The organism is Pseudosporangium ferrugineum, from assembly GCF_003002065.1.
GTDB lineage: Bacteria > Actinomycetota > Actinomycetes > Mycobacteriales > Micromonosporaceae > Actinoplanes > Actinoplanes ferrugineus_A.
In genome coordinates this window covers 56,290-82,940 of sequence record NZ_PVZG01000001.1, presented here as the reverse complement: position 1 = coordinate 82,940, position 26,651 = coordinate 56,290, and the positions used below count along the sequence as shown (strand labels likewise).

General features: G+C 73.3%; 22 protein-coding genes and 1 riboswitch. Of the genes, 14 read left to right on the top strand and 8 right to left on the bottom strand.

Annotated features, from left to right (window positions below):
* The first annotated feature begins 46 nt into the window (after positions 1 to 46).
* Positions 47 to 2,446: a glycoside hydrolase family 32 protein gene (locus tag CLV70_RS00390; protein ID WP_106124295.1), complete on the top strand. Its 2,400-nt coding sequence runs from the start codon at positions 47 to 49 to the stop codon at positions 2,444 to 2,446.
* Here the strand turns inward: CLV70_RS00390 and CLV70_RS00385 are convergent.
* Entirely contained in the window at positions 2,433 to 2,909 is a 477-nt protein-coding gene (locus tag CLV70_RS00385; protein ID WP_106124294.1) for a GbsR/MarR family transcriptional regulator, read from the bottom strand. The genes CLV70_RS00390 and CLV70_RS00385 overlap by 14 nt on opposite strands.
* Before the next feature lie 84 nt (positions 2,910 to 2,993).
* Positions 2,994 to 4,241 (bottom strand): APC family permease, encoded by a 1,248-nt coding sequence (locus CLV70_RS00380; protein ID WP_106124293.1) that lies wholly within the window; start codon positions 4,239 to 4,241, stop codon positions 2,994 to 2,996.
* A 96-nt stretch (positions 4,242 to 4,337) separates the two neighbouring features.
* On the opposite strand from CLV70_RS00380, the gene CLV70_RS00375 reads away from it, so the two are divergent.
* Genes CLV70_RS00375 through cydC form a run of 6 tightly spaced genes read left to right on the top strand, consistent with a single transcriptional unit; the run spans position 4,338 to position 13,179 of the window.
* Positions 4,338 to 4,685, top strand: coding sequence for a PNPOx family protein (locus CLV70_RS00375; RefSeq protein ID WP_106124292.1), 348 nt, complete (start codon positions 4,338 to 4,340; stop codon positions 4,683 to 4,685).
* Positions 4,682 to 7,417 carry a cation-translocating P-type ATPase gene (locus CLV70_RS41630; protein ID WP_106124291.1) on the top strand — a complete coding sequence of 912 codons (2,736 nt, stop codon included), beginning with the start codon at positions 4,682 to 4,684 and terminating at the stop codon, positions 7,415 to 7,417. The genes CLV70_RS00375 and CLV70_RS41630 overlap by 4 nt, the downstream gene beginning before the upstream one ends.
* A 40-nt stretch (positions 7,418 to 7,457) precedes the next feature.
* Positions 7,458 to 8,855: a cytochrome ubiquinol oxidase subunit I gene (locus CLV70_RS00365; RefSeq protein WP_106124290.1), complete on the top strand. Its 1,398-nt coding sequence runs from the start codon at positions 7,458 to 7,460 to the stop codon at positions 8,853 to 8,855.
* A 21-nt stretch (positions 8,856 to 8,876) separates the two neighbouring features.
* The gene (cydB, locus tag CLV70_RS00360) at positions 8,877 to 9,926 is read left to right on the top strand and encodes a cytochrome d ubiquinol oxidase subunit II (RefSeq protein ID WP_106124289.1); all 1,050 of its coding nucleotides are present in this window, start codon (positions 8,877 to 8,879) and stop codon (positions 9,924 to 9,926) included.
* Positions 9,923 to 11,521 (top strand): thiol reductant ABC exporter subunit CydD, encoded by a 1,599-nt coding sequence (gene cydD / locus CLV70_RS00355; protein WP_106124288.1) that lies wholly within the window; start codon positions 9,923 to 9,925, stop codon positions 11,519 to 11,521. The genes cydB and cydD overlap by 4 nt, the downstream gene beginning before the upstream one ends.
* Positions 11,518 to 13,179: a thiol reductant ABC exporter subunit CydC gene (cydC, locus tag CLV70_RS00350; protein WP_106124287.1), complete on the top strand. Its 1,662-nt coding sequence runs from the start codon at positions 11,518 to 11,520 to the stop codon at positions 13,177 to 13,179. Before cydD ends, cydC begins: the two co-directional genes overlap by 4 nt.
* A gap of 56 nt (positions 13,180 to 13,235) precedes the next feature.
* Here cydC and CLV70_RS00345 read toward each other — a convergent pair whose 3' ends face one another.
* Positions 13,236 to 14,129, bottom strand: coding sequence for a helix-turn-helix domain-containing protein (locus tag CLV70_RS00345; protein WP_158277664.1), 894 nt, complete (start codon positions 14,127 to 14,129; stop codon positions 13,236 to 13,238).
* A gap of 39 nt (positions 14,130 to 14,168) precedes the next feature.
* The gene (locus CLV70_RS00340) at positions 14,169 to 14,456 is read right to left on the bottom strand and encodes a hypothetical protein (protein ID WP_211303589.1); all 288 of its coding nucleotides are present in this window, start codon (positions 14,454 to 14,456) and stop codon (positions 14,169 to 14,171) included.
* A gap of 265 nt (positions 14,457 to 14,721) precedes the next feature.
* On the opposite strand from CLV70_RS00340, the gene CLV70_RS00335 reads away from it, so the two are divergent.
* Complete coding sequence (locus tag CLV70_RS00335; protein WP_106124285.1) at positions 14,722 to 14,943, top strand: hypothetical protein; 222 nt, start codon at positions 14,722 to 14,724, stop codon at positions 14,941 to 14,943.
* Positions 14,944 to 14,948: 5 nt separating this feature from the next.
* Here CLV70_RS00335 and CLV70_RS00330 read toward each other — a convergent pair whose 3' ends face one another.
* Positions 14,949 to 15,890, bottom strand: coding sequence for an MHYT domain-containing protein (locus CLV70_RS00330; RefSeq protein WP_245907934.1), 942 nt, complete (start codon positions 15,888 to 15,890; stop codon positions 14,949 to 14,951).
* 193 nt (positions 15,891 to 16,083) lie between these two features.
* A riboswitch (S-adenosyl-L-homocysteine riboswitch) is annotated at positions 16,084 to 16,165 on the top strand.
* Between the two features lie 19 nt (positions 16,166 to 16,184).
* On the opposite strand from CLV70_RS00330, the gene metH reads away from it, so the two are divergent.
* The gene (metH, locus tag CLV70_RS00325; protein ID WP_281260420.1) at positions 16,185 to 19,787 is read left to right on the top strand and encodes a methionine synthase; all 3,603 of its coding nucleotides are present in this window, start codon (positions 16,185 to 16,187) and stop codon (positions 19,785 to 19,787) included.
* 43 nt (positions 19,788 to 19,830) lie between these two features.
* Here the strand turns inward: metH and CLV70_RS00320 are convergent, their stop codons facing one another.
* Together CLV70_RS00320 and CLV70_RS00315 are read right to left on the bottom strand one after the other, a co-directional pair.
* Positions 19,831 to 21,450 (bottom strand): methyl-accepting chemotaxis protein, encoded by a 1,620-nt coding sequence (locus CLV70_RS00320; protein ID WP_146163908.1) that lies wholly within the window; start codon positions 21,448 to 21,450, stop codon positions 19,831 to 19,833.
* Positions 21,451 to 21,534: 84 nt separating this feature from the next.
* Positions 21,535 to 22,233 (bottom strand): DUF1775 domain-containing protein, encoded by a 699-nt coding sequence (locus tag CLV70_RS00315; protein WP_106124281.1) that lies wholly within the window; start codon positions 22,231 to 22,233, stop codon positions 21,535 to 21,537.
* A 95-nt stretch (positions 22,234 to 22,328) separates the two neighbouring features.
* On the opposite strand from CLV70_RS00315, the gene CLV70_RS00310 reads away from it, so the two are divergent.
* The 4 genes from CLV70_RS00310 to CLV70_RS39510 all read left to right on the top strand — a co-directional run bounded on the left by CLV70_RS00310 (position 22,329) and on the right by CLV70_RS39510 (position 25,549).
* Complete coding sequence (locus CLV70_RS00310) at positions 22,329 to 23,237, top strand: 5'-3' exonuclease (protein WP_106124280.1); 909 nt, start codon at positions 22,329 to 22,331, stop codon at positions 23,235 to 23,237.
* A gap of 108 nt (positions 23,238 to 23,345) precedes the next feature.
* Positions 23,346 to 24,488, top strand: coding sequence for an acyl-CoA dehydrogenase family protein (locus CLV70_RS00305; RefSeq protein ID WP_106124279.1), 1,143 nt, complete (start codon positions 23,346 to 23,348; stop codon positions 24,486 to 24,488).
* Positions 24,489 to 24,549: 61 nt separating this feature from the next.
* Positions 24,550 to 25,002 carry an Lrp/AsnC family transcriptional regulator gene (locus CLV70_RS00300; RefSeq protein ID WP_106124278.1) on the top strand — a complete coding sequence of 151 codons (453 nt, stop codon included), beginning with the start codon at positions 24,550 to 24,552 and terminating at the stop codon, positions 25,000 to 25,002.
* A 379-nt stretch (positions 25,003 to 25,381) separates the two neighbouring features.
* Entirely contained in the window at positions 25,382 to 25,549 is a 168-nt protein-coding gene (locus CLV70_RS39510; RefSeq protein ID WP_158277662.1) for a hypothetical protein, read from the top strand.
* A 2-nt stretch (positions 25,550 to 25,551) separates the two neighbouring features.
* On the opposite strand, the gene CLV70_RS00290 is transcribed toward CLV70_RS39510, so the two are convergent.
* Positions 25,552 to 26,268, bottom strand: a complete 717-nt coding sequence (locus tag CLV70_RS00290; RefSeq protein ID WP_106124277.1) for a class I SAM-dependent methyltransferase — start codon at positions 26,266 to 26,268, stop codon at positions 25,552 to 25,554.
* 160 nt (positions 26,269 to 26,428) lie between these two features.
* On the opposite strand from CLV70_RS00290, the gene CLV70_RS00285 reads away from it, so the two are divergent.
* Positions 26,429 to 26,620: a CsbD family protein gene (locus CLV70_RS00285; protein WP_106124276.1), complete on the top strand. Its 192-nt coding sequence runs from the start codon at positions 26,429 to 26,431 to the stop codon at positions 26,618 to 26,620.
* Positions 26,621 to 26,651 lie beyond the last annotated feature (31 nt).

Here is a 26,651-nt window from a genome sequence, read left to right as displayed (position 1 = left end):
GCGGGCCGGGCGTTGTGCCATTCATCGATAGATGGTGATATGGCTCATGCGCGTCCGTGCTCTGGTCACCCTGGTCCTGCTGGTCTCGGCCGCCGTCGTCGTCCCGGCCGGACCGGCCTCGGCCGGCGTCGCGGGCGACTATCCGGAGTTCCCGTACGCCCCCACGGCCTACACCGAGCCGCACCGCGGCCAGGTGCACTTCAGCGCGGCCGGCGGCTGGATGAACGACGTCAACGCGCCGCTCTACGCCGACGGCGTCTACCACCTGTTCTTCCAGCACAACCCGCACGGGCTGCAGTGGGACACCATGCACTGGGGACACGCCGTCAGCACCGACCTCGTGCACTGGACCCAGCGGCCCGTAGCCCTCGAGCCCGGCGTGCATCCGGGGAACCTGTGGTCGGGCGGCGGCGTGGTGGACACCGCGAACACCTCCGGGCTGCGCACCGGGAGCCGCGCGCCGATCGTCGTGTTCACCGGCACCGACGGGGTCAGCGTGGCGTACAGCAACGACGGCGGGGACACCTTCCAGCCGTACGACCATGGGCGCAAGGTGATCACGATGCCGGCGGAGAGCCGGGACCCCAAGGTGTTCTGGCACGAGCCGACCCGGCGCTGGGTGATGGTGTTCTGGTCGGCCGGCGGCGGCAACGCGGCACACTTCTACACCTCGCCCGACCTGCTCACCTGGACCTTCGCCAGCCGGTACGCGGCGGACTGGCTCTTCGAGTGCCCCGACATGTTCCCGCTGCGCCTCGACGGCACCGGCCCCGAGAAGTGGATCCTCAGCGACGCGAGCGGCGAGTACGTGGTGGGCGCCTTCGACGGCACGACCTTCACCGCCGACCGGAGCGGCGCCGCGCCCCTGCGAATGGACGAGGGCGACAACCGGGTCGACGGCAGCTACTACGCCGCGCTGACCTTCAGCAACCTGCCGGGGCGCCGGACCGTGCAGATGGCGTGGATGCCCGGCAACCGTGGCAGCGTGTGGACCGGCAGCGCCACCTTCCCGGTCGAGCTGGGGCTGCGCACGTACGCGGGCGTGCCGCGGGTGACGCGTACGCCGGTCCCGGAGATCGCCGGGCTGCGTACGGCGGGGACGACCTGGACCGGCCGCACGCTGACCGCCGACCCGGCCACCGACCCGCTGCGGGGCGCCTCCGCGGACGCGTACGAGCTGACCGCCGAGTTCGACACGGCCGGCGCCACCGCGAGCCGCTTCGGGTTCCGCCTCGGCGTCCGCCCGGACGGCACCTCCACCCGCGACGTCACCTACGACCGGGCGGCCGGCACCCTCGACGGCGGCGTCCTGCCCCCGGTGGGCGGCCGGGTCCGGGTGCGCCTGATCGTCGACCGGGGGCAGGTGGAGACCTTCGGCAACGACGGGCGGCTGTCGGTCACCCGTACCGCCGATTTCGAGCCCGGGGCCTACGGCGTCCGCGCGTACGCCGAGGGCGGCAGCGTCAAGCTGACCTCGCTGACCCTGACGCCGCTGCGGCCGGCCTGGGGCACCGGCGAATCCACCCTGCGCGGCGACGTCGCCGGCCCCTGGCGGGCCGCCGGCGGCACCTGGACCGACACGGCCGACGGCAAGCGCGGCGAGGCGTCCGGCGACGGCTTCTACCTCGGTACGGGCACCGGCACCGACTTCACCTACGAGGCGGACGTGCGGCTGGACACCGCGGCCGCCGCGGGCCTCACCTTCCGGGGCAACTACACGCTCAACGTCGACGCGGCGGCGGGCGTGATGAAGCTGTGGCGCCCGGGAAGGGAGATCGCCACGGCGGCGGCGACCGTCGCCCGGGGCCGGTTCCACCACCTGCGCGTCGTGGCCCGCGGCAACCGGTTCCAGGGCTATCTCGACCACGCCCTCGCACCGGTGATCGACGCCACCGACGACACGTACGCCGCCGGCGCCTTCGGCCTGAACGTCTTCCAGGGCGCCGCCGTGCTGCAGAACGCCCGGATCGGTGCGCCCGGCTGGCGGCAGAACCTGGGCGGCCCGTGGACCCCGGTGGCCGGGGCGTGGACCGCGCCCGGCGACGGCCTGGCGGGCCGGCGTACCGGGGACGGTTTCTCGCTGTCGCCGCGCACGGGCGGCGACTTCACCTACGAGGCCGCCCTGCGGGTGGTCGCCGGCCGGGCCACGGGCCTGACCTTCCGCGCGACGCCCGGCGCGACGGGCCACTACACCGCCAACATCGACACCGACGGGTACGTGAAACTGTGGCGCCCGGGCCGCGACCTCGCCACCCACCCCACGGCCATCGTCCCGGGCCGCACCTACCACCTGCGGGTGGTGGCGGCCGGCAACCGCTTCGAGGTCTACCTCGACGGCGGTGCCACCCCGGTGATCACCGCGACGGACGACGCGTACGCGAACGGGCTCTTCGGGGTGAACGTCTTCGACGGCAGCGCCCTGATCCAGGACGTCACCGTTCGCTGACCCCCGCCCGCAGTGCCGCCCTGCGCTCCTGCCAGCGCAGCATCATGGCCCGGGTCTCGGCGCGGAGGAACAGGATGAGCTCCAGCGTCTCGGCCAGCCGCCCGGCCGCGGGGGAGCCGCCGAGCGCGGCGATGCCGGCCCGGAGATCGGCCTCGCCCCGGTCGAGGAACGGGTTGCCGGTGACCGTGGCCTCGTACCAGGAGCCGTCGACCACGTACGCGTGCCGCCGCGTCCCGGGCTCCCGCTCGACCCGGATGAGCCGTACCTGGACGAGATAGCGGACGGCGCCGGAGACGCCGCCGGTGCTGGCGCGCAGCGCGCGGGCCAGCTCGGCCGCGGTCATCCGCCCCTCGTCGCTGACCAGGAGGGTCGCGAAGACGCGGGCGGCCAGCCGGGGAAAGCCGGCGTCGGCCAGCGTGGAGGCGAACCGCTCGACGAACCGGCCGACCTCGTGCGCACCCACCGGATCTCGGGACGGACGGCGACCCGGCCACCTCCACCCGCACGGCGCCCTCGCACCGGATCATCGACCTGTCCGCCTCGCGGCTCATCCTTCCGGTGGGGCCGCCGCCCTGACCCGGCGCCCGGCGAGCCACCCCAGAGCGCCCACCGCGAACACCGCGAGCCCGGCGACGACCGACGCGGGTGGCAGGGTGGCGGCGAGCAGCAGGCAGCCCGCCACCCCGGCGAGCGGGACGATCCGGCGCGGTGCGCCCTCGTCAGGACGCAGGGTCAGGGCCGACACGTTGGCGATCGCGTAGTAGACGAGGACGCCGAACGAGGAGAAGCCGATCGCGCCGCGCAGGTCCGCCACCAGGACCAGGGCCGCCACCGCCACGCCCACCGCGACCTCCGCGCGGTGCGGCACGCCGTGGCCAGGGCTCACCGCGTCGAGCACCCCGGGCAGGTGCCGGCCGCGGGCCATGGCGAAGGTCGTCCGCGACACCCCCAGGATCAGGGCGAGCAGCGCGCCGAGGGCGGCCAGGGCGGCGCCCGCGCGGACCACCCCGGTCAGCCAGGACGCGCCCGCCGCGGTGACCGTGTCCGCCAGCGGCGCGGCCGAGGACGCGAGCCGGGCCGGTCCCAGGGTGCCGAGGACGGCGACCGCGACCAGGGCGTACAGGATCAGGGTGATGCCGAGGGCGACCGGGATCGCGCGCGGGATGGTGCGCTCCGGGTCGCGGACCTCCTCGCCCAGCGTGGCGATGCGCGCGTAGCCGGCGAAGGCGAAGAAGAGCAGCCCCGCGCCCTGCAGCACGCCCCACGCGTCGACCGGCGCGGTGCCGCCGCCGGGGTGGGTGCCGCCGGCCAGCCCGGCCACCACGACGGCCAGCAGCACGGCGAGCACCGCGCCGACGATCACCCGGGCGGCCACCGCCGACTTCTGCACGCCCGCCAGGTTGAGGCCGGTGAGCGCGGCCACCGCGAGCACGGCGAGCGGCTTCTCGTGCCCCGGTGCCACGTACGCGCCGAAGGTCAGGGCCATCGCCGCGCACGAGGCCGTCTTGCCGGCCACGAAGCCCCAGCCGGCCAGGAAGCCCCACAGGTCGCCGAGGCGCTCGCGGCCGTACACGTAGGTGCCGCCGGAGGACGGGTAGCGCGCGGCGAGCCGGGCCGACGACACCGCGTTGCAGTACGCGACCCCGCCCGCGACGGCCAGCGCGAGCGGCAGCCACGCGCCGGCGACCGCCGCGGCGGGGGCGAAGGCGGCGAACACTCCGGCGCCGATCATCGCGCTCAGCCCCACGGTCACCGCGTCGGTCGTGCCCAGCCGTCGGGTCAGCCCGGACGTCATCGCGCCACTCCTCGCCTCGATCGCCTGCGGCACCGTGACCGTACCCGGTACTTCCGGCCCTGGCGGTCCCGGAGGAGCCGGCGCGACAGTCGGGGCATGAGCGCGAACACCGTGGTGCACCGGCTGCTCGGATCGCCGCTGGCGCCGCTGCTCGGCCGCAGCCTGACCGTGCTGCGCTACCGGGCGCGCAGCGGCGCCACGATCTCCCTGCCGGTCCAGTACGCCCGCGCCGGCGACACCCTGGTGGTGCTCGCCGGCGACGCGGGCCGCAAGACGTGGTGGCGGCACTTCACCGCACCGGCGCCGGTGGAGGTCCTGCTCGGCGGCGACTGGCTCGCCGCCACCGGCCGGCTCGATCCGTCCGCCGGGGACGTCTACCGGCGGGCGTTCCCCCGCCGGGCCGTGCCGCCCGCGCCCCGGTTCGTCCGCATCGACCTGCGATGACCCTCGCCGGCCCGGCCCCGGCCGCGGTGGACCCCGGGCAGCCCGTCGACGTGCTCTTCCGCGACCTGCGGACCGGGCCGGACGGGCTGGGGTCGCGGGAGGCCGCCCGCCGGCTCGGCGTGTACGGCCCCAACGAGCTGACCCGCCGCCAGGGCCGCCGCTGGCCCCGCGAGCTGCTGGCCCAGTTCACCCAGCCGCTGGCGCTGCTGCTGATGCTCGCCGCGGCGCTGGCGTGGATCGGTGGCACCCGGGCGCTCGCCGTCGCCGTGGTCGCGGTGATCCTGCTCAACGCCGCGTTCGCCTTCGCCCAGGAGATGCAGGCCGAGCGGGCCGTCGAGGCGCTCGCCGCCTTCCTGCCGGCCGGGGCGCGGGTGCTGCGCGACGGCCGGCCCGCCGAGCTCCCCGCCCGCGAGCTGGTGCCCGGGGACGTGGTCCTGATCGCCGAGGGGGACCGGATCAGCGCCGACGCCCGGCTGATCCGCGGCGAGGTGTCGGTCGACCTGTCGGCCCTCGACGGCGAGTCGGTGCCGGTGTCGCGCCACCCCGTCGCCGGGGTGGTCGCCGGGTCCCCGCTGGAGGCTCCGGAGCTCGTCTTCAGCGGCACGGTCTGCACGGCGGGGGAGGCGTACGGCGTCGTCACCGGGACCGGGATGCGGACCGAGATCGGGCGGATCGCCGCCCTGTCGCAGCGGGACCGGGCGGAGCCGAGCCCGCTGGAGACGCAGGTGCGCCGGCTCACCTGGCTCATCGCCGTCGTGGCGGTGGCCGCCGGCGCCGCGTTCCTGCCGATCGGCGTGGTGGCCGGGCTCGGCTGGGCGGCCGCGATCAGCTTCGCCATCGGCCTCATCGTCGCGAACGTGCCCGAGGGGCTGCTGCCGACCATCACGCTGGCGCTCGCCGCGGGCGTACGGGAACTGGCCCGCCGCGGCGCCGTGGTGAAGCGGCTGTCGGCCGTTGAGACGCTCGGCTCGACCACCGTCATCTGCACCGACAAGACCGGCACGCTCACCGGGAACCGGATGCGGGTGACCCGGCTGTGGACGCCGGGCGGCGAACGGGACCCGGCCGATCCCCGGGCCCGCGAGCTGGCGGCGGCCGGCGCGTACTGCACGACCGCCCGCCCGGCCCTCGGCGGGACCGCGGGGGCGGGCGACCCCACCGAACTGGCCCTGCTGGAACTCGCCGCCGGCCTGGGCGTGGCGGTGCCGGCGGAGGAGCGCGACCGTGGCCGGCGCGCCCTGTACGGCTTCGACGGCCACCTCAAGCGCATGAGCACCCTCGACGACACCCCGGACGGCGTACGGGTGCACACCAAGGGCGCGGCGGAGAGCGTGCTGCCGTGCTGCACCACCGTGGCGCGGGCGGACGGGCGCACCGGCCCGCTCGAGCCGGGCACCGCCGCGGACGTCCGCGCCGCCGTCGACCGGTACGCGGCCGCGGGCCTGCGCGTCCTCGCCGTCGCCGCCCGCCCGGCCGGGACCGGCGCACCGGGCGACCGCGCCGCCGCGGAGGCCGGGCTGACCCTGCTGGGGCTGGTCGCGATGGCGGACCCGCCCCGCCCGGCCGTCCCCGCCGCGGTCGCCGCCGCCCACCGCGCGGGCATCCGGATCCACGTCATCACCGGCGACTACGGCCCCACCGCCGCCGCGATCGCCCGCGCGGCCGGCATCGGCGGCGACCCGCCCCGGGTGGTGCCCGGCGACCGGCTCGACGCCATGGGCGACGCCGAGCTCGACGCGCTGCTCGCCGGGCCGGGGGAGCTCGTGTTCGCGCGCTCGTCGCCGGAGGCCAAGCTGCGCATCTGCGAGGCGCTGCGGGCGGCCGGGCACGTGGTGGCGATGACCGGCGACGGCGTCAACGACGCCCCGGCCCTGCGGCACGCCGACATCGGCGTGGCGATGGGCCGCTCCGGCACCGACGTGGCCCGGGAGGCGGCGACGATGGTGCTGACCGACGACGACTTCGCCACCATCGTGCGGGCGGTCGACGCGGGCCGGCGGGTGTTCAGCAACGTGCGCAAGTTCGTGCTCTACATCCTGGCGCACGCCGTGCCGGAGGTCGTGCCGTTCCTGATCTTCGCGCTGTCCGGCGGCGCGGTGCCGCTGCCGCTGACCGTGCTGCAGATCCTCGCCATCGACCTGGGCACCGAGACCCTGCCGGCGCTCGCGCTGGGCCGGGAGCCGGCCGAGCCCGGCCTGATGGACCGGCCGCCGCGGGCGCGGGGCTCCGGCGTGATCGACCGGGGGCTGCTGGTGCGGGCGTGGGCCGTGCTCGGGACCGTGTCGGCGGCGCTGGTGCTGGCCGGCTTCTTCTGGACGCTCTGGCGTGCCGGCTGGCGGCCCGGCGCCGCCACCGGGCCCGGGAGCCCGCTGCACGAGGCGTACCGCACGGCGACGACGATGACGTTCGCCGGCATCGTGGCCTGCCAGATCGGCACCGCGCTGGCCGCCCGCACCGAGTACGCCGCCCTGCGCACGATCGGCGTGTTCAGCAACCGTCCGCTGCTCGGCGGCATCGCCTTCGAACTTGTGTTCGCCGCGGCGCTGTGCTACCTGCCGCCGCTGCAGCAGGTGTTCGGCACGACCGCCCTCGGAGCTGCCGAATTGGCGTTCCTGCTGCCGTTCCCGCTCATAGTCTGGGGCGCGGACGAGGCGTACCGGTGGTCCCGCCGCAGAAGGGGACCTGATCCGGGACCCGTCGGGACTTTCGGCCCTGAGTCGGCGCCCTTCTGATCGAAAAAACTGGGCGCGTACCCGTGGAAAGGACTCACCCGTGGACGCCCTGGACCTTGCCCGATGGCAGTTCGGCATCACCACCGTGTACCACTTCATCTTCGTGCCGATCACCATCGGAATGTCCGCGCTGGTGGCCGGGCTGCAGACCGCCTGGGTACGCACCGGCAAGGAGCAGTACCTGCGGGCCACGAAGTTCTGGGGCAAGCTGTTCCTGATCAATTTCGCCATGGGCGTGGTGACCGGCATCGTGCAGGAGTTCCAGTTCGGCATGAACTGGAGCGACTACTCGCGCTTCGTCGGTGACATCTTCGGCGCCCCGCTGGCGATCGAGGGGCTGCTGGCGTTCTTCCTCGAGTCGACGTTCCTCGGCCTGTGGATCTTCGGCTGGGACCGGCTGCCGAAGAGGCTGCACCTCGCCACGATCTGGCTCGCGGCGATCGGGACGCTGCTGTCGGCGTACTTCATCCTCGCGGCGAACTCGTGGATGCAGCATCCGGTCGGCTACCAGGTCAACCCGGAGTCCGGCCGCGCCGAGCTGCACAGCATCTGGGCGGTGCTGACGAACTCCACCACGCTGGTCACCTTCCCGCACACCATCACGGCGTGTTTCCTGACCGCCGGCGCGGTGCTGCTCGCGGTCAGCGCCTGGCACCTGCGCAAGCGTAACCAGGAGGCGGTGTTCCGGCCCAGCCTCAAGCTCGGTGCTTGGGTGGTCCTGATCGCCGGCGTGGGCGTGCTCATCACCGGCGACCTGCAGGCCCGGATCATGACCGAGCAGCAGCCGATGAAGATGGCCGCCGCCGAGGCGCTCTACGACACCGACAAGCCGGCCAGCTTCTCGCTGTTCACCATCGGCTCCCTGGACGGGCGCGAGGAGGTCGCCAGCGTGCGGATCCCGTCGCTGCTGTCGTTCATGGCCACCGGCAGCCCGGACGGCGAGGTGGAGGGCATCAACAACCTCCAGCAGGAGTACGCCCAGAAGTACGGCCTCGGCGACTACACCCCGTACGTGCCGGTCACCTACTGGTCGTTCCGCCTCATGATCGGGTTCGGCGGGCTGGCCATGCTGATCGCGCTCGTGGCCCTCTGGACGACCCGGCGCGGGCGGGTGCCGGCCAACCGCTGGCTGTGGATCGCCGCCATCTCCACCGTGGCGATGCCGCTGCTCGCCAACTCGTTCGGCTGGATCTTCACCGAGATGGGCCGGCAGCCGTGGACCGTCTTCGGGGTCTTCAAGACCTCCGAGAGCGTGTCGCCGTCGGTCGGCGCCGGCGAGGTGGCCACCTCCCTCATCGTGCTGACCCTGCTCTACGGGGTCCTGGCCGTCATCGAGGTGGGCCTGTTCCTCAAGTACGCCAGGGCCGGCGCGCCGGAGATCGAGCCGCCGGCCGGCGATTCCGACGACGCCGACCGCCCGCTCGCCTTCGCCTACTGAGCCGACCGAGAGAGAACGATCATGGAACTCACCACCGTCTGGTTCGGCCTCATCGCCGTGCTGTGGGCCGGCTACTTCCTGCTCGAGGGCTTCGACTTCGGCGTCGGCATCCTGCTGCCCGTGCTCGGCCGCGACGACCGCGAGCGCCGCCTCGTGATCAACACCATCGGCCCGGTCTGGGACGGCAACGAGGTGTGGCTGCTGGTCGCCGGCGGCGCCACCTTCGCCGCCTTCCCCGAGTGGTACGCCACCCTGTTCTCCGGCTTCTACCTGCCCCTGCTGATCATCCTCGTGGCCCTGATCCTGCGCGGCGTCGCGTTCGAGTACCGCGGCAAGCGCGACGACGCCACCTGGAAGCGCCGGTGGGACCTGTGCATCATCGGCGGCAGCCTCGTCCCGGCCCTGCTGTGGGGCGTGGCCTTCGGCAACATCGTCCGCGGGGTACGCCTGGACGCCGATCACGAGTACGTCGGCGGCTTCTTCGACCTGCTCAACCCGTACGCGCTGCTCGGCGGGCTGACCACGCTGACCCTGTTCACCCTGCACGGCGCGGTGTTCCTGGCGCTCAAGACCGACGGCGACATGCGGCGCCGGGCCGGCGAGCTGGCGGCGCGGCTGGCCGTACCGGTGATCGCGGTGGCGGGCGCGTTCCTGCTGTGGACCGCGATCGCGCACCACGACGTGGCCGGCTGGATCCTCTCCGCCGCCGCCGCGCTCGCCCTGGTGGGTGGCGCGCTGGCCACCCGCGTGCGCCGGGAGGGCTGGGCGTTCCTCGCCACCGGCGCGACCATCGTGCTGGCGGTCTTCGCGCTGTTCGTCACGCTCTTCCCGAACGTGATGCCGTCGACGATCGCCGACGCGAACAGCCTCACCACCACCAACGCCGCGTCGACCGCGTACACCCTGAAGGTGATGACCTGGGTGGCCGTCGCGTTCACGCCGATCGTGCTGGCGTACCAGGGCTGGACGTACTGGGTGTTCCGCAAGCGCCTCACCGTCGAGCACATCCCCGCGGCCCCCGTCCCGGTGAGCCCCGCCCCGGCCGGTGCCGCCGAGCGGGCCACCCCGTGAAGCCTCTCGACCCGCGCCTGCTGAGGTACGCCCGCTCCACCCGGGCGTACCTCGCGGTCACCGTGGTGCTGGGCGTGACCCTGGCCGCGCTCGTCGTGGCCCAGGCGACGCTGCTGGCGAACGGCATCACGGCGGTGTTCCTGCACGGCGCGGGCGCCGCGGACCTGATGCCCACGCTGGCCTGGCTGGCCGTGGTCGTGGCCGGACGGGCGTTCGTCGGCTGGGCGCAGGAGGTGGCCGCGGCGCGGTCCGCCGCCGGGGTCAAGTCCGAGCTGCGGCGCCGGATCCTGGACCGGCTGGCCGCCCTCGGCCCGGGGCAGCAGGGCCGCACCGGCGCGGTCGTCACGCTCGTCACCCGGGGGCTCGACGCGCTCGACGCCTACTTCGCCCGCTACCTGCCGCAGCTGGTGCTGGCCGCGCTCGTCCCCGCGATCGTGCTCGCCCGGCTGCTGCCCGCGGACCTCGTCGCCACCGCCACGATCGTGCTCACGCTGCCGCTCATCCCGGTCTTCATGGCCCTGGTCGGCCTGCACACCGAGGCCGCGAACCGCCGCCAGTTCACGCTGCTGTCCCGGCTCTCGCACCACTTCCTCGACGTCGTCGCCGGGCTGCCCACCCTCAAGCTCTTCGGCCGGGCCCGCGCCCAGGCCGGCACCATCCGCCGGATCAGCGCCGAGCAGCGCCGGCTGACCATGCGCACGCTGCGGACCGCCTTCCTGTCCTCGCTGGTCCTGGAGCTGCTGGCCACTCTCTCCGTGGCGCTCGTCGCGGTCGGCATCGGCCTGCGGCTGGTCTCCGGGCACCTCGACCTCGCCACCGCCCTGCTGGTGCTGATCCTCGCGCCGGAGGCGTACCTGCCGCTGCGCCAGGTCGGCGCCAACTACCACGCCAGCGCCGAGGGGCTCGCCGCCGCCGAGGAGGCCTTCGCGCTGCTCGAGACGCCGCTGCCGGCGGCCGGCACCGGGTCCGCACCCCACGGCACGATCGCCTTCGAGGACGTCGTGGTGCGCTACCGCGACGCGGACGCGCTGCGCCTCGACGCCCTGATCCAGCCCGGGGAGGTCGTGGCCCTCACCGGCCCGAGCGGCTGCGGCAAGTCGACCGCGCTGCACGTGCTGCTCGGCTTCGTCGCGCCGTCCTCGGGCCGGGTGACCGTCGGCGGGGTCCCGCTCTCCGGCGTGGATCCCGCGGCCTGGCGGCAGCGGATCGCCTGGGTGCCGCAGCGGCCCTGGCTGTTCGCCGGCACGATCCGCGAGAACATCGCGCTGGGCGCCCCCGGCGACGTGGTCGAGGCCGCCCGGCTGGCCGGCGCCGACTCGTTCATCCCCGACTACGACCTGCCCCTCGGCGACGACGGCGCGGGCCTGTCCGCCGGGCAGCGCCAGCGCATCGCCCTGGCCCGGGCGTTCCACCGCGACGCCCCGATCGTGGTGCTCGACGAGCCGACCGCGAACCTCGACGCGGACACGGCAGCCGGCGTGATGGCCGCGATCCGGCGGCTGGCCTCCGGCCGTACCGTCATCATGGCCGCGCACCGCCCCGAGCTGATCGCCCTCGCCGACCGCGAGATCTGCCTGGCGCCGGTGCCGGCATGAACGTCCTCGCCGTGCTGCGGCCGGCCGCCGGGCGGCTGCTGCTGGCCGTGCTCGCCGGTGCCGGGGCCGCCGGTGCCGCGGTCGGGCTGATGGCCACCTCGGCCTGGCTGATCTCGCGGGCCGCCCTGCACCCGCCGGTACTGCACCTGATGGTCGCCATCGTCACGGTGCGCGCCTTCGGCATCAGCCGCGGCGTGCTGCGCTACCTGGAACGCCTGATCGGGCACGACGCCGCGTTCCGCATCCTCGGGGCGCTGCGGGTGCGGCTCTACTCGCGCCTGGAGAGGCTGGCCCCCGCCGGGCTCGCCGACTTCCGCCGCGCCGACCTCGTCCAACGGCTGGTCACCGACGTCGACGCGGTGCTCGACCTGGTCACCCGGGTGCTGCTGCCGTATGCGGTCGCCACCGTCGTCGGGCTGGGCGCGGTCCTGCTGGTCGGCTCGATGCTGCCGGTCGCCGGGATCACGCTGGCCGTCGCGCTGCTGGTGGTGGCGGTGGGCGTACCCGTGGTGCAGTCCCGGGCCGCCCGGCGCGCCGACGGGCGGCTCGCCCCGCTGCGCGGCGAGCTGGCCACCGCCACCGTCGACCTGCTGCACGGGCTGCCCGACCTGACCGCCTTCGGCGCCGTCGACCGGCAGCTCGCCCGCATCGCCGGGGCCGACGCCGGACTGCGCCGGGCCGGGGAACGCTCGGCGCTGGCGACCGGCCTGTCCGCCGCGGTGACCGCGCTGAGCACCGGGCTCTGCCTGATCGCCGGCCTCGCCGCCGGCGCCGTCGCGGTCCGCGCCGGCACCCTCTCCGGCGAACTCCTCGCCGTCGTGGTGCTGACCCCGCTGGCCGTCTTCGAGATCGCCGGGACCCTGCCCGCCGCGGCCCAGCACTTCGCCGCGGCCCGCGCCGCCCTGCGCCGGCTGGGTGAGGTGCTCGCGGCGCCCGTACCCGTGCCGGAGGTCGCCGATCCGGAGCCCGTGCCGGACGGCCCGGGCACGCTGACGCTGGCGCACGTCACCGCCGGGTGGGCGCCGGGCCGCACCGCCGTCCGGGACTTCTCGATGACCCTGCCCGCGGGCAGCCGCACCGCGCTGGTCGGGCCGAGCGGCTCCGGCAAGTCGACCATCGCGGCGCTGCTGGTGCGCTTCCTCGACCCGGCCGCCGGCCGCGTCACGCTGGACGGCACCGACCTGCGCCGGCTCGACCCGGCCGCGATCCGGCGGATCGTCACCTACCTGCCGGAGGACGCGTACCTGTTCGACACGACGATCGCCGAGAACCTGCGGATCGGCCGCCGCGACGCCACCGACGACGAGCTGCGGGCCGCCCTGGCCCGCGCCCGGCTGCTCGACTGGGCCGCCACGCTCCCGAAGGGCCTGGACACCCTGGTCGGCGAGCACGGCGTGGCCCTCTCCGGCGGCCAGCGCCGCCGGCTGGCCCTGGCGAGGGCGCTGCTCACCGAGGCCCGGGTGCTGATCCTCGACGAGCCGACCGAACACCTCGACGACGAGACGGCCCACGCCCTGACCACCGACCTGCTCTCGGCGGCGGAGGACCGGACGGTCCTGCTGATCACCCACCGCACCGACGACCTCGGCGCCGTGGACCGGATCGTCACCCTCACGCAAAACCCGGCGGCGGCGCCGGTGGCCGTACCGTCGGCCTGATCAGCCCACCTCGAACCAGGAAGACGACCGAACACCTGCGTTTCCCCGGCAACCGATCATCGGCGCGCCGTCAGGGCGTCGATGTAGAGCGCCTGATACCGGTCGAGGTAGGGCGCAATCGGCTCGGCGCAGTCCAGGTTCATCCCGAAGATCCGATGGTAGATCTCGATGTCCTCCCGGCCGCGGGACAGCAGGCCGGTGTTGTAGACGTCGATGAGGATCACGTCCCGGTCGAACAGGGTGAAGCCGTGCAGGGCAGGGATGGTCATCGGCCGGCCGTCGGGTATGACGGTCAGGCTGACGTTCTCGTGGCCGGTCGCGATTTCGCGCAGGTGATGGATCTGGGCGAGCATTTCCACCGGCGGGCACGGCGCGTTCTTCAGGACGCTTTCCATGATCACGAAGGAGAACGTCTTCGACCGGTCCGCGATCACCTGCTGACGCTGGACCCGGGCCGACACGGCGGCGAGCACCGCCGCCTCGGTCAACCGTTCCGCCGGGATCCGAGCGAGAGACTGGAAGAGGCGCAGGACGGCCTTCGCGTACGGAGATATCTGCAGCAGCCCGGGCAGAACGGTCGGCTGGAAGTCGAGGATCGTCTGTGCCCGGGCCTCCCATTCGGCGACGCTGACCTGCCTGTCGGCCAGGGAGTCCGAGGTGGGACGCCATTCGGTGATCCGGTCGTGGAGCCGCTGAGCCTGCCGGATCAGCTCCTGCGTCTGCCGATCGTCCGCCCCGACCACCCGGGCGATCTTGTGGATGTCGCCGAGGTCGGGCGACCCGATCCCGCGTTCTATCCGGGAGACGGTCGACTGGCTCAGCCCGACCGCCGCGGCGACCTCTCGGCCCGACATCCTGCGGGCCTTCCTCAGTCGTCTCAGGGTGACCCCGATGGGCTCGTCGTCGCCGGCCCGGGCCGGCTCGGCCGGGGAAGGACCCGGTGCCTTCACCGTCGTGGCCCTCCCTCCGGCTCGTCGTCGCTCTCGTTGTCAGGTCAGGCTGGTCATGGCTTCGACGAGGAGTTCGATCGGGACTCGGACCAGGCTTTCCCCCTCAGGAACGTCCACACCCTCCTGGCCGCGGGGCACGTCGTAGCCCTGGATGACCAGGGTGCCGGAGTCGGCGTCCAGGTAGACGGTCGGGCAGGAGCTCGCGGAGCACTGGTTGGCGATAGGGCGCAGACGCGGCCCCGGCCCGCTGATGAGCGCGCTCACCGCCGCGGCGCTGACCGCCACCGCGCTGGTGCTGCCCGTCGTCCCCGTTGACAACTCCGACATCTGAGTCTCTCCTCTGCATGAATCCTGGATCGGCGTGGAGGACGGTAACCTGTGTCACACTTCGGGCGCTGGGAACCCCGCGAATTCCTCGAACGGGTGCGTACTGGTAATGCCAGGTGGCAGCGTGCCACGTGTCAGACTAGCGCTTTGACCAGCGCGGATGTGCTGATCCTTTGCCGGATTGTGAACGCGGCGTGCATGAGTCAGATTCACTGACTCATGCTGAGGCCATCCTCCTCCCTGACAATGGCACCTGGCGGTAGAGATGACCGAGCAATCCGGCAAGACCCCGACCGTGTCGTCCCCGTCCTCGCGGTGGGCGTGGCTGTTGCTCATGGTGCTGACGGCCGGCGTCGTCAGCGGGGTGGCCGGCCTGCTCTCCCGCGCCGGGGGCAGCAACGTGCCCGGTGCCGTGCTGACCGGGGGTGCGGCCTTCGCCGGGACGGTCGGCCTGCTCCTCGGCGTCGCGCACTGGGCCAAGGAGTAGGGCGGTCATTGACGCGACGAGCGGTCCCGGTACGTCCAGGTCGCGCCGCCCAGCGCGGAGCCGCGCTGCTGCGGGACCGTGCCGTCCGGGCGGACGGGTGCCGGGGCGGTGCGGGGTGCCGGATGGGCCGCCGCGGCCGGGCTGCCGGCCTCCAGGAGGGCGGCCAGATACGCGGCCGCGGCCCGGTCCTCGTCGGTCGGGGCGGCCATCAGGGCGAACACCAGGCCGAGGACGCCGAACACCACCGTCAGGCCGATCGGGATGAGCAGGGTGGTGGCCTTCGCGCCGGACGGTACGCCGACCGGTGGCCCGGCGTGGACGGTCATCGCCGCCATGCCGGTGAAGTGCATGCCGTTCACCGCGATGCCCATGATCAGCGCGGCTCCGAAGATCACGAGCGGCTTCTGTACGGTCACCGTCAGCCAGAGGGCCACGGTGGCGGCCACCACGGCGATGACCACGGAGGCGATCACCCTCGTGCGGCCGTACGAGATCTCGCCGTTGAGGCGCATGGCGTACATGCCCATGTAGTGCATCGCCGCGACGCCGAGGCCGGCCAGCAGGCCGCCCGCGACGATCCGCAGGGCCCGGGCCCGTTCGCCGCCGAAGACGATCAGCATTCCGGCGCCGACGGCCGCGATGGCCAGCACGGCGCTCGCCGCGGTCAGGGCGGCGTCGTAGCGGATCGGGGTGCCGGACACGCCGAAGCCGAGCATCGCGACGAAGTGCATGGTCCAGATGCCGGTCCCGCCGATGGCGACGGCCGACAGGGTCAGCCACCACCTCCGGCCGCGCCCGGTGTGCGCCGAGCGCAGGCGCACCGCGCAGATGAGGCCGAGCAGCGAACCGAGGACGGAGAGGGTGTAGCTGACGGCCGGCGTGACCCATCCGTGCTCGAAGTGATGGATCTCCATGTGCTGTCCCCCCAGGTCGGCGTACGGATGCATCGTGCCTGCTCAGCGACGTTCCCGCCGGGGACGGAAGGGACGGGCGCCGGAGATCGGCCCGTTAGGCGGAGGCGGGGCGGCCGTCCGAAGGAGCCGGCGAGGGGCGGCCGGGCCGATGATCGTGTCCCACCAGATGACGGGACGGCACGCACCCCTGGGGGCGATACGACCGTCTTCGGGTATTCTTTTGCGCCAGGCCGAGGGGCGCTGCGACGGGGTGCAAACCCGCCACGCTCGGACTGGAACCACACACCGACCAAGGGCGCCTCCGAGAAACCCGCGGAGGTGGTCACTGTGTCAACTGCGACGACAGAGTCACGTGCGACGACGGAGCTGCGCCGGCTGATGGCCGAGCGTGTCCTGGTGCTCGACGGCGCCTGGGGCACGATGCTGCAGGGCGCCAAGCTGACGCCCGCGGACTACCGGGGCGAGCTCATCGCCGCGGACCACCCCAAGGACGTCACCGGCGACCCCGACCTGCTGAACCTCACCCGGCCCGACGTCATCCTCGACGTCCACCGGCAGTATCTCGCCGCCGGCGCCGACATCACCACCACCAACACCTTCACCGCGACCAGCATCGCGCAGGCCGACTACGGCCTCGAGTCGCTGGTACGCGACATGAACCTGCGCGGCGCCCAGCTCGCCCGGCAGGCCGCCGACGAACTCGGCGGCAAGTTCGTGGCCGGGTCGGTGGGCCCGCTCAACGTGACCCTCTCGCTCTCCCCGCGGGTCGAGGACCCGGCCTACCGTACGACCAGCTTCGACAGGGTGAAGGCGGCGTACGCGGAGCAGATCTCGGTGCTGGCCGAGGGCGGCGTGGACCTGCTGCTCGTCGAGACGATCTTCGACACCCTCAACGCCAAGGCCGCGATCGCCGCCGCCCGCGAGGTCGCGCCGCAGCTGCCGCTCTGGATCTCGGTGACGATCGTCGACCTGTCCGGGCGCACCCTGTCCGGCCAGACCGTCGAGGCGTTCTGGCGCTCGATCGAGCGCGCCGAGCCGCTGGTGGTCGGCGTGAACTGCTCGCTGGGCGCGGCCGAGATGCGCCCGCACGTCGCCGAACTGGCCCGCCTCGCCGGCACGTACGTCGCCTGCCACCCCAACGCCGGGCTGCCCAACGCCTTCGGCGGCTACGACGAGACCCCGCCGCAGACCGCGGCGCTGGTCGGCGAGTTCGCCGGCGAGGGCATGGTGAACATCGTCGGCGGCTGCTGCGGCACCAGCCCCGCCCACATCGCCGCGATCGCCGGGGCGGTCCGCGGCAGCACCCCGCGTGCGGTCCCCGCGCCGGCGCCCACCACCCGGTTCAGCGGCCTTGAACCGTTCGCGATCGGCCCGGACACCGGCTTCGTCATGATCGGCGAGCGCACCAACGTCACCGGCTCGGCGAAGTTCCGCCGGCTGGTCGAGGCCGACGACTACCAGGCCGCCGTCGACGTGGCCCTCGAGCAGGTCCGCGGCGGCGCCAACCTGCTCGACGTGAACATGGACGCCGACCTGCTCGACAGCGAGCGGGCGATGACCACCTTCCTCAACCTCATCGCGACCGAGCCCGAGGTGGCCCGCATCCCGGTGATGATCGACAGCTCCAAGTGGAGCGTCCTCGAGGCCGGCCTCAAGTGCGTGCAGGGCAAGGGCGTGGTCAACTCGATCAGCCTGAAGGAGGGCGAGGAGCCCTTCCTGGCCCAGGCGCGCAAGGTCCGGGACTACGGTGCCGGCGTGGTCGTCATGGCCTTCGACGAGCAGGGCCAGGCCGACACCACCGAGCGCAAGGTGGCCATCTGCGGGCGGGCGTACGACCTGCTGGTGCAGCAGGCCGGCTTCGCGCCCGAGGACATCATCTTCGACCCCAACGTGCTGGCCGTGGCCACCGGCATCGCCGAGCACAACGGGTACGCCAAGGCCTTCATCGACGCGCTGCCGCTGATCAAGGAGCGCTGCCCGGGGGCCAGGACGAGCGGCGGCATCTCCAACCTGTCCTTCGCGTTCCGCGGCAACGACGTGGTCCGCGAGGCCATGCACTCGGCGTTCCTGTTCCACGCCGTACGCGCCGGGCTGGACATGGGCATCGTCAACGCCGGTCAGCTCGCCGTCTACCAGGACATCCCGGCCGAGCTGCTGGAGCTGGTCGAGGACGTCATCTTCGACCGCCGCGAGGACGCCACCGACCGGCTGGTCACCTTCGCCTCCACGGTCACCGGCTCGGGCACCAAGCGCACGGTCGACCTGTCGTGGCGCGAGGCCCCGGTCTCGGAGCGCCTCCAGCACGCGCTGATCCACGGCATCGTCGACTTCGTCGAGCAGGACACCGAGGAGGCCCGGCAGCTGCTCGACCGCCCCCTCGACGTCATCGAGGGCCCGCTGATGGACGGCATGAAGGTCGTCGGCGACCTCTTCGGCTCCGGCAAGATGTTCCTGCCCCAGGTGGTCAAGAGCGCCCGCGTGATGAAGCGCTCGGTGGCGTACCTGGAGCCCTTCATGGAGAAGGAGAAGGCCTCGAGCCGCGGCCAGGGCAAGGTCGTGCTCGCCACGGTCAAGGGCGACGTGCACGACATCGGCAAGAACATCGTCGGCGTCGTGCTGGGCTGCAACAACTACGAGGTGATCGACCTCGGGGTGATGGTGCCGGCGGCGAAGATCCTGGACACCGCGATCGCCGAGGACGCGGACGCCGTGGGGCTCTCCGGCCTGATTACCCCGTCGCTGGACGAGATGGTCGCGGTCGGCGCCGAGATGCAGCGCCGCGGGATGAGCCTGCCGCTGCTCATCGGCGGCGCGACCACGTCGCGGCAGCACACGGCGGTGCGGATCGCTCCCGCGTACGCGGGCCCGACCGTGCACGTGCTGGACGCCTCCCGGGTCGTCGGCGTGGTGTCCGACCTGCTCGACCCCGGCCGCGCCCGGACGCTGGACACCGCCAACCGCGCCGAGCAGGAACGGCTGCGCGAGCAGCACGCCAACCGGCACAGCCAGCCGATGCTGTCCGTCGCTCAGGCCCGCGCCAACCGCGAGGTGGTCGACTTCGCCGACCTGCCGGTGCCGGCGTTCACGGGCGTACGCACGGTGGAGCCGGACCTCGCCACCCTGCGCGAGATGATCGACTGGCAGTTCCTGTTCCTGGCGTGGGAGCTCAAGGGCAAGTTCCCGGCGATCCTCGACCAGCCGGTCGCCCGCGAGCTCTACGACGACGCCAACGCCATGCTCGACAAGATCATCGCGGACGGCTCGTTCCGGGCCCGGGGCGCGTACGCGTTCTGGCCGGCCCACGCCGAGGGCGACGACATCGTCCTGGCCAACGGCGTCCGCTTCCCGATGCTGCGCCAGCAGACGCAGAAGCCGGACGGCCGGGCCAACCGCAGCCTCGCCGACTACATCGCCCCCGAGGGCGACCACCTCGGCGGCTTCGCCGTCGCCATCCACGGCGCCGAGGAACTGGCCGCGCGCTACGAGGCCGAGCACGACGACTACCGGTCGATCATGGTCAAGGCGCTCGCCGACCGCCTCGCCGAGGCCTTCGCCGAGCACCTGCACCTACAGGTCCGCCGCGAGTGGTTCGAGCCGGACGCCGACCCCGACCTCGCCGACCTGCACGCCGAGCGGTTCCGCGGCATCCGCCCGGCGCTCGGCTACCCGGCCAGCCCCGACCACAGCGAGAAGAAGGACCTCTTCGACCTGCTGGGCGCCCGGGAGCTGGGCATCGACCTCACCGAGTCGTACGCGATGACCCCGGCGGCGGCGGTCAGCGGCCTGATCTTCGCGCACCCGCAGTCGCGCTACTTCACCGTCGGCCGGCTCGGCAGGGACCAGATCGAGGACTACGCGGCGCGGCGTGGCATGCCGGTCGAGGAGGTCGAGCGCTGGCTGCGCCCCAACCTCGCCTACGAGCCGTCGTAGGGGTCCGGCCCCACCATCGCTGTCGACGCCGGATTCCCCGGCGTCAGAACCGGAAGCGGCCGACGAGCGACTGCAGGTCCTGCGAGACCTGCGCGAGGTCGTCGGCCGCACCGCGGATCGCCGCCACCTCGGCGTTGGTGGTCTCCGCCGTGGCGGCGACGGCGGTCACATCGGCGCTGATGCCCGTGGAACCGGTGGCGACGTCGCCGATGTTGCGGCTCATCTCCCCGGTGGTGGCGGTCTGCTCCTCGATGGCCGACGCGATGGTGGTCTGCAGGGTGTTGATCCGGTCGATCACCTCGCTGATCCGGCCGATGGCCTGGACCGCCTCGGCCGTGTCGGCCTGGATCGCGCCGATCCGGGCGTCGATGTCGGAGGTGGCCCGGGCCGTCTCCGACGCCAGCTCCTTGACCTCCCCGGCCACCACGGCGAAGCCCTTGCCCTGCTCGCCGGCGCGGGCGGCCTCGATCGTCGCGTTCAGGGCCAGCAGGTTCGTCTGCTCGGCGATGGTGCTGATGACCTTGGCGATCTCGCCGATCTGGTGGCTGGAGTCGCCCAGCTTGCCGACGGTGCCGGTGACGGCGGCGGAGATGCCGGCCGCGTCCGCCGCGACCCGGGCGGCCTCGCCGGCGCTGCGGGCGATCTCGCCGATCGAGGCACCCATCTCCTCGGCGCCGGCGGCGACCGTGTGCACGCTCGCCGAGATCTGCTCGGCCGCGCTGCTGGCGTCGGCGGCCCGCCGGCTCGTCTCGTCGGCCGAGGCGGACAGGTCCCCGGAGACCGCGGTGAGCTGCTGAGACTTGTCGGCCAGCAGGTGCGAGCGCTCGTCGACCGATCTCATCGCGTCGGCGATGCCGGCCACGAACCGGTTGAACGAGCGCGACACCGCGGTGAGCTCGTCCCGGCCGGTCTCGGCCAGCCGCACCCGCAGGTCGCCCTCGCCCTCGGCGATGTCGACGAGCCGCAGCTGGAGGGCGCGCAGCGGGCCGGAGACGCTGCGCGACACGACCCAGGCGACGAGGATCGACAGCAGCAGCCCGGCGATCCCCGCCACGATCACCGTCCGCTGCCCGGTCCGCGCCGACGCCGCGGCCGACGCGGCGGTGTCCATGCCCCGGTCGCTGACCGTGGCGGCGAGGTCGCTGGCGGCGGTCGCGGCCTTCCCGAACGCGTCGAGCGACTCGCCGGAGGCCAGCTCGTTGCCGGCCTTCACCGACGCGGGCGTGCCGCTGCGGTACGCCGCCACGATCCGCTGGTCGATCTCCAGGAAGGTCGCGAACGACCTGGTCGCCTGCTCCAGCAGCGCCCGCTCGCCGGGGGTCAGCGTCTCGTTGCCGATCCCGGCGTATCCGGCGCGCAGCGCGGCGGCCGAGTCGAGGAACTGCTTGCGCTGCCCCTCGGTGTCGGACAGCGCGCCCGCCACGCCGCGGTTGAAGTCGAAGGCGTACCCGGTCTGCCACCCGGCGACGTCGGCGGTGCGGAACTTCGCCTCCATCACCTGCCCGGTGAGCCGCATCGCCTCGCGCGCGTCCTCGCTCGCCCGGTGCTGGGCCTGGAACCCGGTCGCCGCGATCACGACCAGGACCGCCGCGACCACCACCCCCAGCCCGGCGAGCAGCACGACCCGGGTGGCGATCCGCCACCGCCGCATTGTTTCGATCACATTTCCGACCCTAACCAGGCCGCGGCCTGGTTCAGGCTTGATCGACACAAAGCGTGCGGCCCGCCGGCGGGCTCCGCCGGCGCCTCAGCTCCGGCGGCGGCGCGCCAGGAAGAAGCCGCCGGCGGCCACGATCAGCACCGCGGCCACCACCCAGATCCACCACGTGCTGCCGCTGTCGTCCGACGCGTCGGAGACCGGTTCCGCCGCCAGGGTCGGCGGGACGCTGCTCGCCGCGGGTGCCGGGGGCACGGACGAGGCCGTAGCGGTGGCGGTGGGCGTGGCCGACGTCGCGGTGGGCTTCGGGCCCGGCTTCAGGGTGATCAGCGGCGCCGGGTTCTCCGGCTCCTCCGCGCCCTCCTTCTGGATCTCGATCCAGCGGGCGACCTTGCCGTCGCCGTACGTCTCCAGGGTCTTGAAGGACAGCCGCGTCACGCCGTCCGGAAGCTTCGCGATCTTGACCTTCCACTCGGCGTCGGTGCCGACCTTGAGCGCCTTGCCGCCCACGGTGAAGCCGTCCGCCGTCCGCGCGAAGGTCCATCCCGCCGGCGCCTTCACCAGCGTCACCGCGTCCGGGGCGATCCCCTCGGGCAGCACGACGCGCTCGCTCCTGATGCCGGCCGCGTCGTTCTCCGCCTCGCCGGAGAAGGTGAGCGTCACGTCGCTCGCCCCGGCCTGATTCTTGTCGGCGCTGACCTCGACGTGCGCGGCGGCGGGACCACCCACCGCGAGCACCCCGAGCACCGCGAGAACACTGACCGTTGCCGACCGGACTCCGTTACGCACGCCTTACCACCTTCGCCGAGAGGGACTGCCGCGCCCATAGTCGTCCGGCGGGCCGGAAAAGTTCCCGCCGCCTCCCACCGCTTAAGGTCGTCCCTGTGAGACCACTACTCGCCGTCGACGCACCCAGCCTGTATTTCCGGGCGTTCCACGGCATTCCCGAGTCCGCCGCCCGTACGGACGCCGGCGAGCCGGTGAACGCGATCCGGGGCTTCCTGGACATGATCGCCCAGCTGATCCGCACCCGGCGCCCGGGGCGCGTGGTGTGCGCGCTGGACGCGGACTGGCGCCCGGCGTGGCGGGTCGCGCTCGTGCCGTCGTACAAGAAGCACCGGGTCGCCCACGGCGACGTGGAAGAGGTGCCCGCCGCGCTGGAGAAGCAGGTCCCGGTCCTGCTGCAGGTGCTCGAGGCGGTGGGGATCCCGGCCTTCGGCGTCAAGGGCTACGAGGCCGACGACGTGCTGGGCACCCTCGCCGCGACCCAGCCGGCCCCGGTCGAGGTGGTCTCCGGCGATCGCGACCTGTTCCAGCTCGTCGACGACCACCGCGGCACCCGGCTGCTCTACTGCGGCCGGGGCGTGGCCAAGCTCGAGGACAGCGACGACGCGGCGGTCCAGGCCAAGTACGGCGTCCCCGCCCGGTGGTACGCGGACTTCGCGGCGATGCGCGGCGACCCCAGCGACGGCCTGCCCGGCGTGCCCGGGGTGGGGGAGAAGACGGCGGCCCGGCTGATCGCCCGGTACGGCGGCATCGAGCAGATCGTGGCCGCCCTCGACGACCCGGACTCGGGCTTCGCGCCGGGCGTGCGCACCAAGCTCGCCGCCGCCAAGGACTACCTGGCCGCGGCGCTGCCGGTGTGCAAGGTGGCGCTGGACGTACCGTTGCCGGATTTTGATCCTGAACTGCCCCGCGCGCCGCGCGACGGGGACGCGCTGCTCGCCCTCGCCGAGCGGTGGAATCTGGCGGGCTCGGCCCGCCGCCTGGTCGACGCGCTGGCCGCCGCCTGACCGTCCCGCTGTCCCCGGCGCTGGCCGCCGCCTGACCGTTTTCGGGCGGTGTGCCGAGTTGGCGTGGCGGGGCTGACGGTCACCCTAACGGCCGTTAAGCTCAACGGTGTGACGGTCGAGCGGATCCTTCCCACCGAAGAGGCGTACGAGTTGCTGGGGCTCACCCGGGAGATCGCGGAGGGCGAATTGGCGCCCCGCGCCGCCCGGTACGAGCAGGAGGGCGAGTTCCCCCGGGACGTGCTGCGCACCATCGGGCGCGCCGGGCTGCTCGGCCTGCCCTACCCGGAGGCGGACGGTGGGGCGGGCCAGCCGTACGAGGTGTACCTCCAGGTCCTCGAGACGCTGGCGTCCTCGTGGCTCGCCATCGCCGAGGCGGTCAGCGTGCACACCCTCGCCTGCTTCCCGGTCGCCGCGTACGGCACCGAGCGGCAGCGCAAGTCCCTGCCCGACATGCTCGGCGGCGAGCTGCTGGGGGCGTACTGCCTGTCCGAGCCGCAGGGCGGGAGCGACGCGGCCGCCCTGACCACCCGCGCGGTCCGCGACGGCGACGGGTACGTGGTGACCGGCACCAAGGCCTGGATCACCCACGGCGGCCAGGCGGACTTCTACAACGTGTTCTGCCGCACCGGCGGCCCCGGGGCGGCCGGCATCTCCTGCCTGCTCGCCGACGCCGACACGCCCGGTCTGCTGCCCCAGGCGCCGGAACGCACCATGGGCCTGCGCGCCTCCCCGCCCGCCCAGATCGTCCTCGACGACGCCCGCATCCCGGCCGACCGCCTCGTCGGCGAGGAGGGCCAGGGCTTCCGGATCGCCCTCGAGGCCCTGGACACCGGCCGCCTCGGCATCGCGGCGTGCGCGGTCGGACTCGCCCAGGCGGCGCTGGACCACGCCTGCGCGTACGCGAAGGAACGCACCCAGTTCGGCAAGCCGATCGCCGCCTTCCAGGGCGTGGGCTTCATGCTGGCCGACATGGCGACGCAGATCGCGGCGGCCCGGGCGCTGACCCTGGCCGCGGGGCGCCTCAAGGACGCGGGCCGGCCGTTCTCCACGGAGGCGGCGAAGGCCAAACTCTTCGCGACCGACGTGGCGATGAAGGTGACGACGGACGCGGTGCAGGTGCTGGGCGGGGCGGGGTACGTGAGTGACCACCCGGTCGAGCGCTGGTTCCGCGAGGCGAAGGTGCTGCAGATCGTCGAGGGCACCAACCAGATCCAGCGACTGGTGATCTCCCGCGCCCTGACCCGCGACTGACCGGGCCGAGCCGCCCGCGGGCCGTTCGTGGCGCGCGTGCTTCGACCGGTATCTTGTCGCGGTGGAAGAGATCGACCGGGCGATCGTGGGCGCCCTCACCGCGGACGGCCGGCTGTCCTACACCGACCTCGCCGAACGCGTCGGCCTGAGCGTGTCGGCCGTGCACCAGCGCGTCCGCCGCCTCGAGCAGCGCGGCGTGATCAACGGCTACACGGCCAAGGTCTCCTACGAGGCCCTCGAGCTGCCCCTGACGGCCTTCGTGGCGATCCGCCCGTTCGACCCGTCGCAACCCGACGACGCGCCCGAGCGGCTCGCGCACCTCGCCGAGATCGACTCCTGCTACTCGGTGGCGGGGGAGGACTTCTACATGCTCCTGGTCCGGGTGGCCAGCCCGGCGGACCTGGAACGCCTTCTCCAGGAGATCCGTACGGCCGCCAACGTCACCACCCGCACGACGGTGGTGCTGAGCACCCCGTACGAGAACCGCCCGCCCCGCATCACCCCAGAGAACTAGCCTCCTAGGACGCCGTACAGGGTGTGGCCGTCCCGCGACCTGGGATTCATTCGCGGCCGGCCACCTCGACCGTCCCTGGTCCGCCTGGCCGACCGCGGCCTGCTGGAGGCCATCTGGGAGCCCGATCCGCCGCAGGGACGCCCGCCACTTGTACCGCCTGACGGCCGCCGGCCTGAAGCCGGCCGATCAAGTCGCCCCCCGGGAGCTGACATCCTAGGATGCCGCACGCGGCGTGCGCTCCGTCACGGAGAACGCGGCTCCGTCCCGTCCGCTGCGGGAAGTGTGTGCCTTCGCGCACCCGGTGCGACCTGGGAAAACTGACGGAAATCCGGCTGGCGGCGTGATTGTGCGGGACCCGCGGCGGATCTAGCCTGGGGGCATGGAGAAGCGGGAACCGGCGGCCAGGAGCCGCGAGGACTACCGGCACCTTCCGCCGCGGGTCACTCCCGACGAGATGATCCCGGTCGTTCCGGTGGTGCACACCGTCGACGATCCGACGAACGGTGACAAGAACCAGTGGGAGATCCGCCACGGCTGGGCGGGCTGAGCTCAGGCCGGTAGGGACGTGCGCGCGCACTGCGTGACGTACGGAAGCTCGAGGATCTTCCGTCCCGCCAGGTCGGGGTGGGTCTCGGTGAGCCCGCGCACCCGGTCGAGCAGCCGTGCCCGTTCGCCGGGCGGCAGCAGGATGGCGTAGCTGCGGGACGACACGAGGTCGAGGAGCCGGTCGGGGCTCAGCGGCTGCGTCCAGCGGAATTGCCGGTGCTCGACCGGCCCGAACGGCGGCCCGATGTCGGTGGAGCGGCGCCCCTCCGGGGATCGCAGGATTTCGCCGAGGCGGCGGACCCAGCCGGTGGTCTCGTCGCGGAGGTTCCAGATCAGGCCGAGGCGTCCGCCGGGGGAGAGGACCCGGGCGGCTTCGGGTACGGCGTGAGCCACGTCCACCCAGTGCCACGCCTGGGCGCACAGCACCGCGTCGACGCTCCGGTCGGGGAGTGGGAGGTTCTCGGCGGTGCCCACGTGCGCCGGCACGTCCGGCAGCACCCGCCGCAGCTCCGCGAGCATGCCCTCGGACGGGTCGACGGCGGTGACCGGCAGTCCGCGGGCGGCGATGCGCCGGGTCAGTTTGCCGGTGCCGGCGCCCAGGTCGAGCACGCGGGGTTCGCCCGGCGGCAGCAGCCAGTCCAGGGCCTCGTCCGGGTATTCGGGCCGGCCGCGCTCGTAGGCGGTGGCGGCGGCCCCGAAGGAAGCGGCATGGTCGCTCATCCCGTCATTCTTCCCGACCATATATCTCAGGATCCTAGGATGCCTTACACGCGGTGCGCCCGCTCACGGTGGATTACCCGGGAGTTTCAAGAACGAGCCCTTCGGGCACTGATCTCACCGACAAGAACAAAAACAAGTTCGAGTCGATGAGAGGTTGACGATGAGCTTCACGGACAAGGTCAAGAACAAGGCCGAAGAGCTGACCGGCAAGGCGAAGCAGGGCATCGGCGACGCCACGGACAACGAGCGGCTCATCGCGGAGGGCCAGGCGCAGGAGACGTCCGCGCACGCGAAGCAGGCCGGCGAGCACGTGAAGGACGCCGGCAAGGACGTGCGTGACGCGTTCAGCTGAGCCGACAAGCTGAGAAGGGCCCCGGGAGATC